Origin of the sequence: Methylorubrum zatmanii, from assembly GCF_014845115.1 — a bacterium.
GTDB classification, from domain to species: Bacteria; Pseudomonadota; Alphaproteobacteria; order Rhizobiales; family Beijerinckiaceae; genus Methylobacterium; species Methylobacterium zatmanii.
Genome location: NZ_NKUI01000039.1, coordinates 30892 through 47096 on the forward strand (window position 1 = coordinate 30892; position 16205 = coordinate 47096).

General features: G+C 70.1%; 13 protein-coding genes. 4 read left to right on the top strand and 9 right to left on the bottom strand.

Features of this window, described 5'->3' with window-relative positions; translation table 11 throughout:
* Window positions 1-176 precede the first annotated feature (176 nt).
* The 9 genes from MZTS_RS05050 to MZTS_RS05090 all read right to left on the bottom strand — a co-directional run bounded on the left by MZTS_RS05050 (window position 177) and on the right by MZTS_RS05090 (window position 9629).
* On the bottom strand, window positions 177-1862 hold the full coding sequence (locus MZTS_RS05050; RefSeq protein WP_192282288.1) for a methyl-accepting chemotaxis protein: 1686 nt from the start codon (window positions 1860-1862) through the stop codon (window positions 177-179).
* 314 nt (window positions 1863-2176) lie between these two features.
* Complete coding sequence (locus MZTS_RS05055) at window positions 2177-3352, bottom strand: alpha/beta fold hydrolase (protein ID WP_192282290.1); 1176 nt, start codon at window positions 3350-3352, stop codon at window positions 2177-2179.
* Complete coding sequence (gene glpK, locus MZTS_RS05060) at window positions 3352-4857, bottom strand: glycerol kinase GlpK (protein ID WP_192282292.1); 1506 nt, start codon at window positions 4855-4857, stop codon at window positions 3352-3354. The genes MZTS_RS05055 and glpK overlap by 1 nt, the downstream gene beginning before the upstream one ends.
* Before the next feature lie 170 nt (window positions 4858-5027).
* Window positions 5028-5558: an ankyrin repeat domain-containing protein gene (locus MZTS_RS05065; protein ID WP_192282294.1), complete on the bottom strand. Its 531-nt coding sequence runs from the start codon at window positions 5556-5558 to the stop codon at window positions 5028-5030.
* 75 nt (window positions 5559-5633) lie between these two features.
* Window positions 5634-7160 (bottom strand): magnesium-protoporphyrin IX monomethyl ester anaerobic oxidative cyclase, encoded by a 1527-nt coding sequence (bchE, locus tag MZTS_RS05070; RefSeq protein WP_192282296.1) that lies wholly within the window; start codon window positions 7158-7160, stop codon window positions 5634-5636.
* An 83-nt stretch (window positions 7161-7243) separates the two neighbouring features.
* Window positions 7244-7963 carry a di-trans,poly-cis-decaprenylcistransferase gene (locus tag MZTS_RS05075; protein WP_192282298.1) on the bottom strand — a complete coding sequence of 240 codons (720 nt, stop codon included), beginning with the start codon at window positions 7961-7963 and terminating at the stop codon, window positions 7244-7246.
* Window positions 7964-8028: 65 nt separating this feature from the next.
* Window positions 8029-8433 (bottom strand): transcriptional regulator, encoded by a 405-nt coding sequence (locus MZTS_RS05080; RefSeq protein ID WP_192282300.1) that lies wholly within the window; start codon window positions 8431-8433, stop codon window positions 8029-8031.
* Complete coding sequence (locus MZTS_RS05085) at window positions 8420-9061, bottom strand: hypothetical protein (RefSeq protein WP_192282302.1); 642 nt, start codon at window positions 9059-9061, stop codon at window positions 8420-8422. The genes MZTS_RS05080 and MZTS_RS05085 overlap by 14 nt, the downstream gene beginning before the upstream one ends.
* An 85-nt stretch (window positions 9062-9146) precedes the next feature.
* Window positions 9147-9629 (bottom strand): VOC family protein, encoded by a 483-nt coding sequence (locus MZTS_RS05090; RefSeq protein WP_192282304.1) that lies wholly within the window; start codon window positions 9627-9629, stop codon window positions 9147-9149.
* A gap of 130 nt (window positions 9630-9759) precedes the next feature.
* On the opposite strand from MZTS_RS05090, the gene uvrB reads away from it, so the two are divergent.
* The 4 genes from uvrB to MZTS_RS05110 all read left to right on the top strand — a co-directional run.
* On the top strand, window positions 9760-12465 hold the full coding sequence (gene uvrB / locus MZTS_RS05095) for an excinuclease ABC subunit UvrB (protein WP_192282305.1): 2706 nt from the start codon (window positions 9760-9762) through the stop codon (window positions 12463-12465).
* Window positions 12466-12631: 166 nt separating this feature from the next.
* Window positions 12632-12970, top strand: coding sequence for a hypothetical protein (locus MZTS_RS05100; RefSeq protein ID WP_192282306.1), 339 nt, complete (start codon window positions 12632-12634; stop codon window positions 12968-12970).
* A gap of 72 nt (window positions 12971-13042) precedes the next feature.
* Window positions 13043-13714: a YidB family protein gene (locus MZTS_RS05105; RefSeq protein WP_009863904.1), complete on the top strand. Its 672-nt coding sequence runs from the start codon at window positions 13043-13045 to the stop codon at window positions 13712-13714.
* 262 nt (window positions 13715-13976) lie between these two features.
* Window positions 13977-16205, top strand: a 2229-nt coding sequence (locus MZTS_RS05110; RefSeq protein WP_192282308.1) for a PAS domain-containing protein, incomplete at its 3' end; no start/stop codon positions are given.

Sequence of the window (16205 nt, forward strand, 5' to 3'; positions counted from 1 at the left end):
ACTCCCTTGCCGGGCCGGTCCCACAATCCTCATGCCGAGGAACCGAGCGTCCGCTCGGCCTCGAAGCACCCCGGAACGGTCGATCCCAGGGCATTCCCAAGCCGTGAGAAGCGTCGCGGGCTGCTTCGAGGCTGCTGGCGCAGTGACTCCATGAGGACTGTCATGGAGACCAGGATCTAAGCCGCGCGGACCGTGTCGAGGAAGCGGGCGACTTCCGCCGAGAGATGCTCGGACTGGCGCGACAGCTCGGTCGCGGAGGCGAGCACCTGGGCGGCCGCCGCGCCGGTCTCCTCCGCCGCGTCTGCCACGCCGGTGATGGTGCGCGTGACCGCCTCGGTGCCGGAGGCCGCCTGGGAGACGTTGCGGACGATCTCCTGGGTGGCCGCCCCCTGCTCCTCCACCGCCGCGGCGATGCCGGTCGCGACGCCGCTGATCTCGCGGATGCGGCCGGCGATGCTGTCGATCGCCCCGACCGCCTGCCCCGTCGCCCCCTGGATGCGAGCGATCTGGGCCGAGATCTCCTCGGTCGCCCGCGCGGTCTGGTTGGCCAGCTCCTTCACCTCCGCCGCGACCACGGCGAAGCCGCGCCCTGCCTCGCCGGCACGGGCCGCCTCGATGGTGGCGTTCAAGGCCAGCAGGTTGGTCTGGCCGGCGATGGTCGAGATCATCGCCACCACGTCGCCGATCCGCGCGGCGGCCTCCGAGAGGTCGCGCACGAGGGTCGCGGTTTGCCCGGCCTCGTCCACCGCTGCCTGCGCCAGGGACGCCGAGCCGTCGACCTGCCGGCCGATCTCCTGCACCGAGGCGCCGAGCTCCTCGGCCGCCGCGGCGACGGTGCCGACATTGCCCGCGGCCTCCTCCGCCGCCGTGGCGACCGTGCCGGATTGCCCGGCGGTCTGGCGCGCGGTGGCGGTCAATTGCTGGGCCGTGGCCTGCAACTCGGTCGCGGCGGCGGTGACTCCGTCGACGATGCCGCCCACTGCCCGTTGAAACGCGTCCGCCATGGCGTGGCGGGCGGTCCGCCGCTGCGCTTCGGCGCCGGCGCGGGCGGCCTGCGTTTCCTCCTCCAATGCTCGGGTGCGGAGCAGGTTGTCCTTGAACACCTGGACCGCTGCGGCCATGGCGCCGATCTCGTCCCGGCGCCCACGCCCCGGGACGGCCACCGTCGCATCCCCTGCCGCGAGGGAGCCCATCGCTCCGGTCATGCGCTCGATCGGCCGGGAGATGCCGAACCAGCCGAACAGGGCGGCGGCGAGGGCGGCGAGCAGCGTCACCGCCATGGCGATCCAGGCGGTGGCGGCGGCGGACGCCGCGCTGCCGACGGCATCGTCGACATTCGTCCGGGCGCCCTGCTTGTTGAGGGCGAGGTTCTCCTGCAGCACCTTGGTCGCCGCCTGGGCGAGGCCGAGGGTCTCGGGGCCGGCCAGCAGCGCCAGCGCGTCGGACCGGCGGCCCGCCCGCATCAGGGCGACGATCTCCTCCACGCGCTGGTTGTAGGTCGCCCAGGTCGTGGAGAACCGCTCGTAGAGCGCGCGCTCCTCGGTAGAGGCGATCAGCGGCTCGTAGGCCCGCCGCAACGCCACCAGTGCCGCCTGGCTCGCCCGCACGCTCTTCTCGTTCTCGGCGAGCCGCTGTTCGGTGTCGGAGGCGGCGACGTAGCGGTAGGTCTTCACCCGCTCGTCCCGTGTCGCCGTGCTGATGTCGCCGAGCAATCCCACCGATGGCAGCCAATTATCGGCGATGCTGCGGACGTCGCGGTCGATGCGCGACAGCTTGACGATACTGATCCCGCCTTGAACGGAGGCGGCGATGGCGATCAGGCTGAACGAGCCCACCAGGGCAGCCTTGAGGGAAATGCGCATGATGAAACCGGCCGGGCATCGAAACGATCCGGGCCACACTCTGTCCGCGCAATGCTTAACGGTTCATCGATTTTTGCAGAAAAATGCCTGATCCGAGTCCGGAGACACAGGCGGTGGACGAAGATTACCCTGTGGGCTCACCAAATTCTATTTTCTGTCGGAAGAAAATTGCCTTTTGCAGCCTGAAATCTTTGTCCGGACAGCCGTCAACCGGAGGTTGGAGTCGCGGGAGCCCGCACGGGAAAGCCGGGGGCTTCCCGTGCGGCGGTTCACGGACTCGCCCGCACGCTTCGTGGCAGCGTGCACCGGGAGCGTCAGCGGGTGCCCTGCGGGCGCTCCGACGTGCTCTTTGCCTCCGTCGCCGCCTCGGGGTGGGCCAGGAACTCGGCGAGATAACCCTTCCACAGGCTCGCGAATCGCAGGGATTGGTGGCCGTGGGTGTCCGGTGAGGTCGGCACCAGCACGAAGCGGCTGCCCTTCACGCGGGCGAGCGCCGCGTTCATCACATCGAGCTGGGGCGGGTTCAGCTCGTCGTCGGCGAAGTTCACCGCCAATACTTTCGCGGTGATCTTTTCGAGGTTCGGCGACGGGTCGTAGTCGTAGGAGGAATCGAACCAGTAGAGCCAGTCGTTGGCGTCGGCCTTGTCCTCGTAGCCGGCGATCATCTTATCGTAGGCCTTGTCGGCGGCCGCGCGGGTCGGCGCCTGCTTCTGCAGGCCGAGCACGCTCTCGGTCATGATGTTGAAGATCGGCAGGATCCGGCCGAAATGGCGCGGCTGCTCGGTATACTCGCCGCCCTTCCAGTCGGGATCGGTGCGGATGCCCTCGATCAGCAGGCGCCGCCACAGGGCGTTGCGCCCGCTCACCGGGATCGGCTGGCTCGCCACCGCCATCAGCAGGTCCATGGCCCCGGGATAGCGCTCGCCCCACATCCAGGCCTGCATCCCGCCCATGGAGGTGCCGAGTACGAGGCGCAGATGCTTGACCCCGAGCGCCTCGGTGACGACCCGGTGCTGGCCCTCCACCACATCGGCATAGCCGTAGCGGGGAAAGCGTGCCCTCAGGCCGTCCGAGGGCTTTGACGAGCCGCCGCGGCCGAGCCCGTCGGGCAGGATCACGTACCAGTGGCGCGCGTCGAGGGGCGCCCCCTCCCCGAACAGCTCCGGCCCCAGGGTCGGGATCAGGAAGCTCTTTCCGGTGCCGGTGGTGCCGTGCAGGACGAGGACGGCGTTGTCGATCTCGCCATCCGCGCCGCGATGGGGCGTGCCCAGGGTGGTGTAGTGCAGCTTGACCTTGTCCAGGCTCTCGCCATTGGCGAATCGGAAAGTCTCGACGACGTGGTCGCCCTCCCGCTGGCCCGGATAGGCGGCGGCCGGCGCGGCATGGACCGGTGCCGGAGCGAGGCCGGCGGCGAGCGGCGAGACAATCATCGCGGCGGCGAGCAACGCCGTTCGAAGCGAGCGTCTCCGGCCGGCTGTCGAAGCACCCATCACGTCTCCTCCTCGATCCACCCGAACGAGCGTTCCACCGCCCGGCCCCATCCGGTGAAGAGTGCGCGACGTTCTTCTTCCGCGATACGCGGATGCCAGCGTTTGTCCACGGCCCAGTTGTCCCGAAGATCGCCGAGCGTCTTCCAGAATCCCGTGGCGAGACCGGCGGCATAGGCCGCGCCGAGCGCCGTCGTTTCCGAAATCTTGGGGCGCAGGGTCGGCCGGTCGAGGATGTCGGCCTGGAATTGCATCAGCAGATCGTTGACGGTCATGCCGCCGTCGCAGCGCAGCTCGGCCAGGGCCATGCCGGAATCCCGCTCCATCGCCTCCAGCACCTCGCGGGTCTGGTAGGCGGTCGCCTCCAGGCAGGCGCGGGCGATATGGCCCCGGTTGGCGTAGCGGGTCAGGCCGATGATGAGGCCGCGGGCGTCGTCGCGCCAATGCGGCGCGTAGAGGCCGGAAAACGCCGGCACCACGTAGACGCCGCCATTGTCCTCGACGCTGCGGGCCAGGCCCTCGATCTCGCTCGAGGCGCCGATCAGCCCGAGATTGTCGCGCAGCCACTGCACCAGGGCGCCGGTGATGGCGATGGAACCTTCGAGCGCGTAGGCCGGCGCGTGCCCCTCGCAGGTATAGGCCACGGTGGTGACGAGGCCGGCGGTGGAGGCGACGGGCTGCGGACCGGTGTTCATCAGGGCGAAGCAGCCGGTGCCGTAGGTGTTCTTGGCCTCGCCGGCCGCGAAACAGGTCTGCCCGAACAAAGCCGCCTGCTGGTCGCCGAGGATGCCGCCGATCGGCACGCCGGGGAACGGCTCGCGGGTCTCGCCCAGCACGCCGCTGGAGCAGACGATTCGGGGCAGCACCGCCCGCGGGATGCGGAAGGCGCCGAGCATGCCCTCGTCCCAGTCGAGGGTGGCCAAGGACATCAGCTGCGTGCGGCTGGCATTGGTCACGTCGGTGACGTGCAGGCCGCCCTGCGGACCGCCGGTGAGATTCCAGACCAGCCAGGAATCGACCGTGCCGAACAGGGCGTCGCCCTCTTCGGCCTTGGCCCGCGCCCCGTCCACGCGGTCGAGCAGCCAGGCGAGCTTCGAGGCCGAGAAGTAGCTCGCCAGCGGCAGGCCGGTGACGGCGCGGAAGCGGTCGCGGCCGCCGTCGCGGGCCAGGGCCGCCACGTGCCGGTCGGTGCGGGTGTCCTGCCAGACGAGGGCGTTGTGGAGCGGCTCGCCGGTGCGGCGATCCCATAACAGGGCCGTCTCGCGCTGGTTGGTGATGCCGATGGCCGCGAGCGCCTGCGGTGTCAGCCCGGCCCGGGCCAAGCCCTCGCGCATCACGGCGTGGGTGTTGCGCCAGATCTCCCGGGGATCGTGCTCGACCCAGCCGGGCCGGGGAAAGATCTGCTCGTGCTCGCGCTGGGCCTGCGCCAGGATCGCGCCGTGGCGGTCGAACACGATGAAGCGCGTGCTCGTGGTGCCCTGGTCGATCGCCCCGACCGCATCCGGCATGGCGTGCCTCCCGGCGTTCCTCGCATCCGGGATCTTTGGCCCGGCTCGCGGCCGATTCTACACGAGGCGGGGGGCGCCGGAACCGGTCATACCAAATCCGGGTGATCGCTTCGGATGGTGGATTTGGGCTCCGCTCAGACGCCGCGCGGGCTTCCCGTATCGGCCCCCTGTCAGCCCCCTTGCGCGCGTTCCAACTGGGCCGGAGTGTTGTGAGCGCCCATCTGCCGGGCCATGTCGGCGGCACTCAGGCCGGAGGCGTCGCGCTTGGACGGATCGGCGCCGTGGGCGAGCAGCAGGTCGACGATCTCGGTCCGGTCGAACATCGCCGCCACCATCAGCGCCGTGCGGCTGCCGTCGCCGGCCCCATCGACCTGAGCACCGTGCTCCAGCAGCAGCCGGACGATACCGGCCTCGCCCTTGAAGGCGGCCCCGGCGAGCGGGGTCTGGCCGCGATCATTGGCGAGTTCCGGATCGCCCCCGGCCTCCAGGATGACGCGGGTGGCCGCCTCCTGCCCGTTATAGGCGGCGAGCATCAACAGGCTGTCGCCCTTGTCGTTGCGCAGGTTGGCCGGCAGGCCCTGCCCGAACAATTCGGCCAGTTCCTCCGCATGGCCCATCCGGGCGTATTGGAAGACCCGGCCGGCGAAGGCGAGGGTCTCGTCGTCGAGGGCGGGGGGCGCGGCGTTCGGATCGGCCTGCATGGCGGCGTGTGAGCTTCGTGACGGGTCGGGACCGTGCATGTGGGATTGTCACGGCGTTCGTCCAGCCTGAAGGGGTCAGGCGGCCTCGCGCCCGGCCGCAACGGGCCGGGCGTTGGCGCGCACGACCATCGAGTCCTCCCGCTCCTGTCCCTTCCCCCAGAACTCCGCCACGGTTGGCCCGTCCCGGGTCAGTGGATCGCGCAACCAGGACAAGAGTTCGTGCGGCCAGACCCGGCGGCCCATCCGGGTGTACCAGCGCATGGCGTGGCGCAGCCGCGTATCGCGGTTCAGGTAGGTCCGCGCCAACGCCTTCGGCCTCGCCTGGAGGATCACCTCGATCAGCTTGAACCAGAGCAGAACCCGCCAGGGCGGCATGTGACGGGTGGCGAGCACCTGATGCTTGTAGTCCCAGCGCCGCCGGTCGAGCTGGATCACCCGGCGCTCCTCGGTGAGCCGGAAATACGGGGTCCAGCGATGGGGCGTGACGTAGAGCATCTGGATCTGGTCGGGATCGTAGGCGAGGAGTTGCCGCAGGCCGCGCCAGTAATCGCGGTCGCGCTCTTCCTCGAAGCCGACCACCCAGGTCGCCATCGAGAGGATGCCGTTTTCCCGCATCAGGCGGATGGCTTCGCGGTCGGTCGTCGTCGTCGTGCCCTTGCGGATCAGGTCGAGGGTGGCCGCGTCGGTGCTTTCGAGGCCCAGCAGGAAACGCACCCAGCCCGCCTGCCTGTAGAGGGGCAGGATATCGGCGTCGCGCACGATGTCGTCCGCCCGCGTCGAGCCGACCAGGATGAGGTCGACGTTCTCCGCGATCAGCGCTTCGAGAAAGGTGCGCCAGACCTTCTTCGAGACGGTGGGGTTTTCATCGGCGAAATTGATGACCCGGACGCCGTGCTCGCGATGGAGGCGGGCGAGCTCGGCGGCGAAGCGGATGGGATCGCGGTGGCGCCAGCGGGTCCAGAAGCCGCGTTGGCCGCAATAGGTGCAGGGATGCGGGCAGCCGCGAGAGAATTGCACGACGACGGCGCGCAGGCCGCCCCAGTAGCTGTAGCGGGTGTGATCGATCAGCTCCCAGCCCACCCGGTAGGCGTCGAGGTCGCGGATCAGGGCTGCCGGCGGGGTTTCTCGGATCACGCTGCCGTCGCGGAAGGCGATGCCGGGAATCGCATCGAGCGGCCGGCCTGCTTCGAGCGCTGACATCAGCCTGCGGGTGGTCTCCTCCCCCTCGCCGCGGACGATGGCGGTGACGTGCGGCTCCGCTTCCAGGATGTCGCGCCAATGGTAGGTCGGGAATACGCCACCATAGACGATTTTGACGTCTGGCATCGCCATCGCCAGATCGGATGAGACGGCAGCGATCACCGGATGACCGGAGGTCGAGCCGGAATGTCCGAACAGGACCGCCTCGGGTGCGGCGGCGACGATCCGGGCGACAAGATCGCCGAGGGGCATCGGTCCGAACTCGCCGTCGATCAAGGAGACGGCGTGGCCTTCATCGATCAAGGGCCCGCCGATAGCGAGCAGCCCGAGCGGAGGCAGATGATCGTCAGGGATGCGGCTGCCGATCGCCGGATGCGGCACGTTGACGAGCAGAATCTTCATCGCGTGCTTCGGGCATGAGGAAGGCGGCGCAGAACCGAGACGATTCTGCGGGGGCTCGCCGGATGGGCTTGGTTGAAGGCGCTTTAGGCGGCTTCCGGCACCGCCGCGACGTTCAACCCGCCGAACCGCCGGTCGCGGGCGGAAAAGTCGGCGATTGCGGTGGCGAGGTCGGCGGTTCCGAAATCCGGCCACATCCGGTCGGTGAAGTGCAGCTCCGCATAGGCCGCCTCCCAGAGCAGGAAGTCGGAGAGCCGCTTCTCGCCCCCGGTGCGGATCAACAGGTCGACGTCCCCGTCCGCGCCCAGGGCGCCGCTCAGGCCCTCGCGGCTCAGGCCCTCCGGTCCGAGGCGGGCGGCGGCGGCGAGGATCGCGTCGCGGGAGGAGTAGTCGACGGCGATGCGCAGGTGCAGCCGGTCGCCGGCGGCGGTCGCCGCCTCGGCGCGGGCGATGGCCTCCGGAATGCCGGCGGGGAGTCGGTCGCGGCGGCCGATCACCGAGAGCCGCGTGCCGGTGCGGGCGAGCCGCTCGGTCTCGCCGCGGAGATAGGCCCGCAGCAGGCGCATCAGCCCACCGACTTCCTCGGCCGGGCGGCGCCAGTTGTCGCTGGAGAAGGCGTAGAGGGTCAGCGTGCCGATGCCGAGATCGGGGGCGACCTCCGCCACCCGCTGGATCGTCTTGACCCCGGCCCGGTGGCCCGCTCCCCGCGGCAGGCCACGGGCGCTGGCCCAGCGGCCGTTGCCGTCCATGATGATCGCCGCGTGGAGTCCCTGCTGCCGGGGTCTGCGATCGAGACTGCTTTGCATCGTAAAGTCTCCGGGCGACATGAGGAACGAAGGGGGAGAGGTCGGCTTCGACGGAGTCGGGGCCGTCAGGCCGGCTTGGCGAGGCTGGAACGGTCGTGGCCGCCGGCCGGTTGCGGTTTGCCGGCGGCCTGGGCGGCATCCCGCACCACCTGCTCCAGCACTCCGAGGTAATCGAGGAAGCGGGTGCGCCCGGACGGAGTCAGGCGGCACAGGGTCTGCGGGCGGTTCTGGTCGTAGCCCTTTTCCAGGCTGACGAGGTCGGCCTCCTGCAGCACCGCGAGATGGCGGCTGAGGTTGCCGTCGGTGAGGCCGCACAGGCGCTTGAGGTCGGGGAAGGCGAGGCCGCGGGGATGCGAGACCAGGGAGGTCAGCACCGAGAGCCGCGCCCGCTCGTGGATGATCCGGTCGAGCCCCTCATAGGAGAAGCGGGCTTGCGAGGAGGGGACTTGCGGACGGTCAGAGGTCGGCATCGGCGTCTCCGTCAAGGCGTCCCGATTGAAAGTGGATGATGACGGCGACCAGTCCCTGGCCGACGGCGAAGGGCAGGCCCATCAGCCAGGGCGAGAGGTGCCGCGTCTCGCTGGCGAGCGCCAGGGCCGCGAATCCCGCGAGCAGGTACCACGCCCCGGCCAGCGCGACGCTGCGGGGCAGGATGCGGGCGGAGGCGAACAGGCCGAGTCCGACCAGCACCTGCCACAGCCCCGGCAGCATCCAGAGCTGGTCCGGCGCGAAGCGGGCGAAGACGAGGCCGAGGCACAGCCCGGCTCCCCCCGCCGGCAGGAAGCCCTCGATGGCGCTGAACACCATCGCGTCGGCGAGGCCTGAATGGACCCGGCGCGAGCGGCGCACCGCCTCGAAGCCGATCAGGGCGCAGGCGGTGACGGCGGCGGTGATCCACAGGCCGAAGAAGGCGACCGGGCGCCCGGTCGGATCGTCGAGCAGCACGGCCTGTCCTGCTGCGACGACGAGCGCCAGCACGCCGGTGGCGGCGAGGGTCGCCGCCCCGAGGCCGCGGAAGGCGGTGTCCCGCGCGATCTGCATCCGAATCGCGACGATGTCGGCGAGCGCCTTGTCGAGGTCTCCGTGTCGGTCACGCATGGGCTCGTCTTCCCGCGTCGGGGCGTGCTTTGCATTGCAAAGTACACGCCTTCGCAGAGCCGTCAAGCGGCGTTGGCGCCGTCGCTCAGGTCTCCGATCGCAAGTCCGCGACGTCGAGGCGCCGGGTGACCATGGCGAGCCGCCCCTCCCCGTCCCGCGGCCAATCGGCCTCCGGCCGGTCACGGTAGAGCTCGACGCCGTTGCCATCGGGGTCGCGCAGGTAGAGCGCCTCGGACACGCCGTGGTCGCTCGCGCCGTCGAGAGGAATGCCCGCCGCCTCGACCCGGCGCAGGGCGTCGGCGAGGGCTGCGCGGGTCGGGTAGAGGATGGCGAGGTGGTAGAGGCCGGTGGTGCCGGGCGGCGGCGGCTCGCCTCCCGCGCTCTCCCAGGTGTTGAGACCGATATGGTGGTGGTAGCCGCCGGCCGAGACGAAGGCGGCCTGGCTGTCGTAGCGTTGCATCAGCGCGAAGCCGAGGACCCCGCAATAGAAGCCCAGGGCGCGGTCGAGATCGGCCACCTTGAGATGGACATGGCCGATACGGGTTTGCGGATGGATCGGTTCGGACATGATTCCTCCGGGGCGGCTCGAGCAGCCGGACGACCGCGCAACCTCTGGCATGATCCGTCGGGATCAGGGAAGGTCCGCAATCGCTTCCAAAACACTTCCGCGCGCGGCCGGCTCGACCCATATTGCATCCATGCCCGCACCGAAAAAACCGCGCGTCACCCAAGCGCGGGCCGACAAGCCTGAATTGATGCCGCTCGACGAGCATCTCGCCGCGCTGCTCAACCCCGCCCTCAACCGCAACCGCCCGAAGGCCGCCGAGCCGGCGCCTCCGCCGGAGCGCAAGGGGCGCGGTGGCAAGGGGCGCGGTGGGAAGAGCGAGGCGAAGGCTTCCAGGAGAATCGCGCAGGACGGCTTCGCCGAGGCGCCGCAGGCGGGCTTCGCCCTCGGCGACGCGGCGGATGTCGATCCGCGGTTGGCCCAGGCGCTCGGCCTGACCCCGCCCGAGGATGGGCCGGCCCCTGAGGGCGCGGGGCAGGACGATGCCCCATCCCTCGCGACCGAGGGCGTCTCGGCCACCGTCGAGGCGCTGGAAAAGCTGCTCACCGAGGGCAATCCGCTGTTCAAGAACGGGGAGGCCTGGGTGCCTCACCGTCCAGAGCGGCCGGCGAAGTCGGAAGGCGGCGTGAAGTTCACGCTGAAATCCGATTTCACCCCCGCCGGCGACCAGCCGACTGCGATCGCCGCCCTGGTCGAGGGTGTGAAAACGGCCGAGCGCGATCAGGTGCTGCTCGGCGTCACCGGCTCGGGCAAGACCTTTACGATGGCGAAGGTGATCGAGGAGACCCAGCGCCCGGCCCTGATCCTCGCACCGAACAAGACGCTGGCCGCGCAGCTCTACGGCGAGTTCAAGAGTTTTTTCCCGGACAACGCGGTCGAATACTTCGTATCGTATTACGATTACTATCAGCCGGAGGCCTACGTGCCCCGGTCCGATACGTTCATCGAGAAGGAATCCTCGATCAACGAGCAGATCGACCGGATGCGCCACGCCGCCACCCGCGCCCTGCTGGAGCGGGACGACGTCATCATCGTCGCCTCGGTCTCCTGCATCTACGGTATCGGCTCGGTCGAGACCTATACGGCGATGTCGTTCACCGTCTCGCTCGGGGAGCGCATCGAGCAGCGCCAGCTCATCGCCGACCTCGTGGCGCTCCAATACAAGCGGATCCAGTCCGACTTCGCCCGCGGCACCTTCCGGGTGCGCGGCGACGTGATCGAACTCTGGCCGGCCCACTTGGAGGATCGCGGCTGGCGCATCGGCCTGTTCGGGGACGAGGTGGAATCGATCGTCGAGTTCGACCCGCTGACCGGCAAGAAGATCAACGAGCTGAAGTTCGTGAAGGTCTACGCCAACTCGCACTACGTCACGCCGCGCCCGACGCTGCAGCAGGCGATCAAGGGCATCAAGACCGAGCTGAAGCTGCGGGTCGACGAGTTGACCCGGATGGGGCGCCTGATCGAGGCGCAACGCCTGGAGCAGCGCTGCACCTTCGACATCGAGATGATCGAGGCCACCGGTGCCTGCAACGGCATCGAGAACTATTCGCGCTACCTGACCGGGCGCAAACCCGGCGAGCCGCCGCCGACCCTGTTCGAATACCTGCCCGACAACGCCCTCGTCTTCACCGACGAGAGCCACGTCACCGTGCCGCAGATCGGCGGCATGTACCGGGGCGACTTCCGGCGCAAGGCGACGCTGGCCGAATACGGCTTCCGCCTGCCCTCCTGCCTCGACAACCGGCCCCTGCGCTTCGAGGAATGGGACGCGATGCGGCCGCAATCGGTCCACGTCTCGGCCACGCCCGGCAAGTGGGAGATGGAGCGCACGGCGGGCGTCTTCGCCGAGCAGGTGATCCGCCCCACCGGCCTCGTCGATCCGGTGATCGAGATCCGCCCGGCCCGCTCCCAGGTCGACGATCTGCTGGGCGAGGTCCGAGCCGTGGCTCAGGCCGGCTATCGGACCCTGGTGACGACGCTGACCAAGCGCATGGCCGAGGATCTCACCGAATACCTGCACGAGAACTCGGTGCGGGTGCGCTACATGCACTCCGACATCGACACCCTGGAGCGGATCGAGATCATCCGCGACCTGCGGCTCGGCGCCTTCGACGTGCTGATCGGCATCAACCTGCTGCGTGAGGGGCTCGACATCCCCGAATGCGCCCTCGTCGCCATCCTCGATGCCGACAAGGAAGGTTTCTTGCGGTCTGAAACCTCCCTGATCCAGACCATCGGCCGCGCCGCGCGCAACGCCGAGGCCCGCTGCATCCTCTACGCCGACACCATCACCGGCTCGATGGAGCGGGCGATGGCGGAGACCGAGCGCCGTCGCCAGAAGCAGCTCGCCTACAACGAAGAGCACGGCATCACGCCGCAATCGGTCAAGCGCGGCATCAGCGACATTCTGGAAAGCGTCTACGAGCGCGATCACGTCCGCGTCGATACGGGGCTGGCCAAGGACGCGATCACCGTCGGCCACAACCTCAAGGCCGTCATGGCCGATCTGGAGAAGCGGATGCGCGCGGCGGCGGCCGACCTCGATTTCGAGGAGGCGGCCCGGCTTCGCGACGAGCTGAAGCGCCTGCAGGCGACCGAGCTGATGGTCTCCGACGATCCCATGGCCCGCCAGAGCGATGTGGAGCGCGAGGCCGGGCGCTACGGGCAGAAGGGCAGCCGCATCTCGAAACCGACGCTGGACAACATGGGCCCCGGCACCGACCGCGAATTGCCCGCCGGCGCCGTGCCCTGGCAGGAGCGGCCCAAGGCACGCTCGACGCAAGGATTGGGGGGCCAGAAGCCCCGCTACAAGGGCGGCGGCGGGCGCAAGCGCGGCTGAGGCCGGATCAGGCTCCGGCTTCGGGACCGCTGTCCGAAGGCCTCTGCCCGAAACTCGGGCAGGCGAGAGCGGAACCGTGGCGGCGGGCCGGGGATTGGCCCGGCATCCCGCCGCCGCCGCGGGCCGTCTTCCTCGGCCGCGCGGCATCCGCACGCCGGAGCCGACCATGACGCGCCCCTCTCCCCGCCCTTGGGTCACCGCGACCGCCGCCCTCCTCGGCGGCCTCCTGCTGGCGAGCCTGACTGGCTCCGCGATGGCCCAGAGCGCGGCCAATCCCAACGACCAGCCCACCGCAGGCACCCTGCCCCCGGGCACCGACACGGTCCGTGGCAGCGGCCCCGCCGCCGAGCGGCCGACCGGCGATGTCTCGGCACCGAGTGCGATCCGGCCCTCCACCTCGGTGGTGCCCGAACGGAAGGGTAGCGGTCGAGGGAGCGAGAAGACGACCCGCACCAACCCCTCGGAGCACCTCTCCAAGCCCTTCCGCTCCAACCACGAGAACTGATCGGCAACCCTAGCGTGGCCACCACCGTTTCACGATAGGCCGGCCATAGGGCCGCGATGTCGGGAGGAACGCATGGGGCTGCTCGATCAGGTCATCGGCGGTGTGGTCGGACAGGTCCTGGGAGGCGGGCGCGGCGGAGCCCTGGCCTCACCGGTGATGAAGGCGCTCCTCATGCTGCTCCTCGCCAAGGGAGCGGGCGGCCTCGGCGATATCTTCGGGCGCGGGCAGGCGGAGGCCGGCGGACGGCCGCTCCCCGGTCCCGACGCCGATGACGGGGATCTCGGCGAGTTCAACCATGGCCGCCGCAGCGGGCTGCCGTCTCAGGGCAGCGATCCCGGCTTGGGCGGCGAGTTCGGCGATCTCGCCGGGATGCTCGACGGTCCGGGCGACGTGCCGGCCGGCAGCCGCTCCCCTGGGGAGGGCCCATATGCCGGACTCGACCGGGAACCGCAGGACGAAGGCGGAGCTGTGGCGGGCGGCCTCGACGATCTGATCCGCGGCTTCGACAGAAGTGGGCTCGGCGACGTGATCGCCTCCTGGATCGGCCATGGCCCGAATCGGGAGATCGCGCCGAACCGCCTCGCCGACGCCCTCGGCCCGGGGGCGGTCGACACCCTCAGTCGGGAGACGGGCCTGTCGCGGGACGACCTGCTGACCCAGCTCGCCCAGGCCCTGCCCGGCGTGATCGATGCATTGACGCCTCAGGGGCGACCGCCGAGCCGTGAGGAGCGCGGCGGCTGGTAGAACGATGGGCCGGGCCAGCCGATCCTCTCGGGAGGGTGATTCGGTCTTCATGGGCGCAGATCCGCGGATGGCTGCGGATCGCGGCCTGCCTCGCCAGCGAAGGGCGCCTGTTGTTCAGAGAGCAGAACATCTTCCGGCCCTGGCCGGCACGCGATCTCCCCTGATCGCGGTTGGGCCACTATAAGGACGGAAAGGGAGTTTTGCGCGGCCAAACGGTCGCGCTTGCGCTGCAATGCGGCGTGATAAGGTAATGCCCGTGAGCATGACCGTGAGCCAGCCCCGCACCCTCGACGATGTGAAACCCGAGCCGGCACGTCCGCCGGCGGAGGATCGCCTGCATGCGGCGCGGGACCATCTCGTCCGCGCGCAGGAGGCCGCCGGGATCGGCCTGTTCGCCCTCGACCTGCGCGAGGGGAGGCTGCATCCGAGTCCCGCCTTCTGCCGTCTGCACGGCCTGGAGGTGCGCGCGGATTATCCGGCCTCGATCCTCGCCGCCGAACTCGCCGAGGCCCGTCTGACGCCGGAGGCGCCAGCCGGGCAGGAAGCGATCTACCGCGTCCGCGATGCCGCCACCGGCGCTTCCCGCTGGATTGCGCGCAGCTTCGACATCGAGCGTGACGCCGACGGTGTGCCGCTCCGCCTGTCCGGCGTGGTGCGGGACGTGACCGAGCAGCGGGCCCAACGCACGGCGCTGGCCGAGAGCGAACAGCATTACCGGACGCTGTTCGAGCAGATGGACGAGGGCTACTGCGTCATCGAGTTCATCGACGGCCCCCACGGCCCCTTGAGCGACTACGTTCATATCCAGGCCAACCGCGCCTATGCGCAGCATGCCGGCATCGACAACGTGGTCGGCCGGCGTCTGCGCGACATGGTCGGCGCGGAGGCCGATGGCTGGATCGCGCTCTACGGCGAGGTGCTGCGCACCGGCCACCCGATCCGCATCCAGCGCGAACTCGTCGCCACCGGCCGCTACCTCGAAGTCGCCGCCTTCCGCATCGAGCCGCCCTCCCGGCGCCAGGTGGCGGTGCTGTTCCAGGATGTGACCGCGCGTCGGCGGGTGGAGCACTCGCTCCATTCCAAGGCCGCCGATCTGGAGGCGGAGGTGGTGGCGCAGAGGCGCGACCGCGACCGGGTCTGGACGCTCTCGCCGGTGCTCAAGGTCGTGGCCTCCCCCGCGGGCCGGATCGAGAAGGTGAACCCGTCATGGACCCGGACCCTGGGATGGACGCCGGACGAGACGGTGGGCCGCTCGGTGCCCGATTTCCTCGCCCCCGAGGAGCGCGCGGCGGCGGCCCTGGCGCTGGAGCGGCTCGCGGCCGGTGCCTCCACCGATCTCGAACTGACCTGCCTCACCCGGGAAGGCGGCACCCGCCGGGTGCTCTGGACCGTCGTGCCCGAGGACGGCCTGCTCTACGGCTTCGGCCGCGACATCACCGAGCAGCGTCAGGCGGAGGAGGCCCTGCGCCAGTCGCAGAAGCTGGAGGCGGTGGGCCAGCTCACCGGGGGCGTGGCCCACGACTTCAACAACCTGCTCACCATCATCCGCTCCTCGGTGGAGTTCCTGCGCCGGCCCGACCTCGCGCCGGAGCGCAAGCGCCGCTACCTCGACGCGGTGTCCGACACCGTGGACCGCGCGGCGAAGCTGACGGGCCAGCTTCTCGCCTTCGCCCGGCGGCAGGCGTTGAAGCCCGAGACCTTCGACGTGTGCGAGCGGCTGCGCGGCATCTCGGAGATGCTCGATTCGGTGACCGGCGCCCGTATCCGCGTGGTGACCGACCTGCCCGGCGAGCCCTGCTACGTGCGCGCCGATGCGAGCCAGTTCGAGACCGCCCTGGTCAACATGGCCGTCAACGGCCGTGACGCCATGGACGGCGAGGGCCGCCTGACCCTGCATCTCGACGGCGGTGCGCCGATGCCGCCGATCCGGGGCCATGCCGGCGCTGCGGGCCCCTTCGTCGCGGTGTCCGTCACCGATACCGGCACCGGCATCGCGTCCGGGGATCTCGGCCGCATCTTCGAGCCGTTCTTCACCACCAAGGAAGTCGGCAAGGGCACCGGGCTCGGCCTGTCGCAGGTGATCGGCTTCGCCAAGCAATCGGGCGGGGACGTGGACGTGAAGAGCCGGGCGGGCGCGGGCACGACCTTCACCCTCTACCTGCCCCAGGTCGCCGCCCCGGCCGAGACCTCCGCCCCCGCCGGCCCGAGCGAGGCGGCGTCGGCGGAGGCGCGGCTGCGCGTCCTCGTGGTCGAGGACAATCTCGAAGTCGGCCGCTTCTGCACCCAGATCCTGGAGGAGCTCGGCCATCACCCGGTCTGGGCCGAGAATGCCGAGGCCGCCCTGACCGAGTTGGAACGGGCCGCAACGCCGTTCGACGCGGTGTTCTCGGACGTGGTGATGCCCGGCATGGGCGGCATCGCCCTCGCCCGCATCCTTCGCGAAAAGTTTCCGGCGCTCCCGGTGGCTCTGACCTCCGGCTACAGCCACGTT

Excerpts from the sequence above, each read along its gene's own strand:
- MZTS_RS05090 (WP_192282304.1), bottom strand. The coding sequence starts at position 9,629 with ATGTCCGAACCGATCCATCCGCAAACCCGTATCGGCCATGTCCATCTC.
- MZTS_RS05065 (WP_192282294.1), bottom strand. The coding sequence starts at position 5,558 with ATGCAGGCCGATCCGAACGCCGCGCCCCCCGCCCTCGACGACGAGACC.
- MZTS_RS05080 (WP_192282300.1), bottom strand. The coding sequence starts at position 8,433 with ATGCCGACCTCTGACCGTCCGCAAGTCCCCTCCTCGCAAGCCCGCTTC.
- MZTS_RS05055 (WP_192282290.1), bottom strand. The coding sequence starts at position 3,352 with ATGGGTGCTTCGACAGCCGGCCGGAGACGCTCGCTTCGAACGGCGTTG.
- glpK (WP_192282292.1), bottom strand. The coding sequence starts at position 4,857 with ATGCCGGATGCGGTCGGGGCGATCGACCAGGGCACCACGAGCACGCGC.
- bchE (WP_192282296.1), bottom strand. The coding sequence starts at position 7,160 with ATGAAGATTCTGCTCGTCAACGTGCCGCATCCGGCGATCGGCAGCCGC.
- MZTS_RS05100 (WP_192282306.1), top strand. The coding sequence starts at position 12,632 with ATGACGCGCCCCTCTCCCCGCCCTTGGGTCACCGCGACCGCCGCCCTC.
- MZTS_RS05105 (WP_009863904.1), top strand. The coding sequence starts at position 13,043 with ATGGGGCTGCTCGATCAGGTCATCGGCGGTGTGGTCGGACAGGTCCTG.
- uvrB (WP_192282305.1), top strand. The coding sequence starts at position 9,760 with ATGCCCGCACCGAAAAAACCGCGCGTCACCCAAGCGCGGGCCGACAAG.
- MZTS_RS05050 (WP_192282288.1), bottom strand. The coding sequence starts at position 1,862 with ATGCGCATTTCCCTCAAGGCTGCCCTGGTGGGCTCGTTCAGCCTGATC.
- MZTS_RS05085 (WP_192282302.1), bottom strand. The coding sequence starts at position 9,061 with ATGCGTGACCGACACGGAGACCTCGACAAGGCGCTCGCCGACATCGTC.
- MZTS_RS05075 (WP_192282298.1), bottom strand. The coding sequence starts at position 7,963 with ATGCAAAGCAGTCTCGATCGCAGACCCCGGCAGCAGGGACTCCACGCG.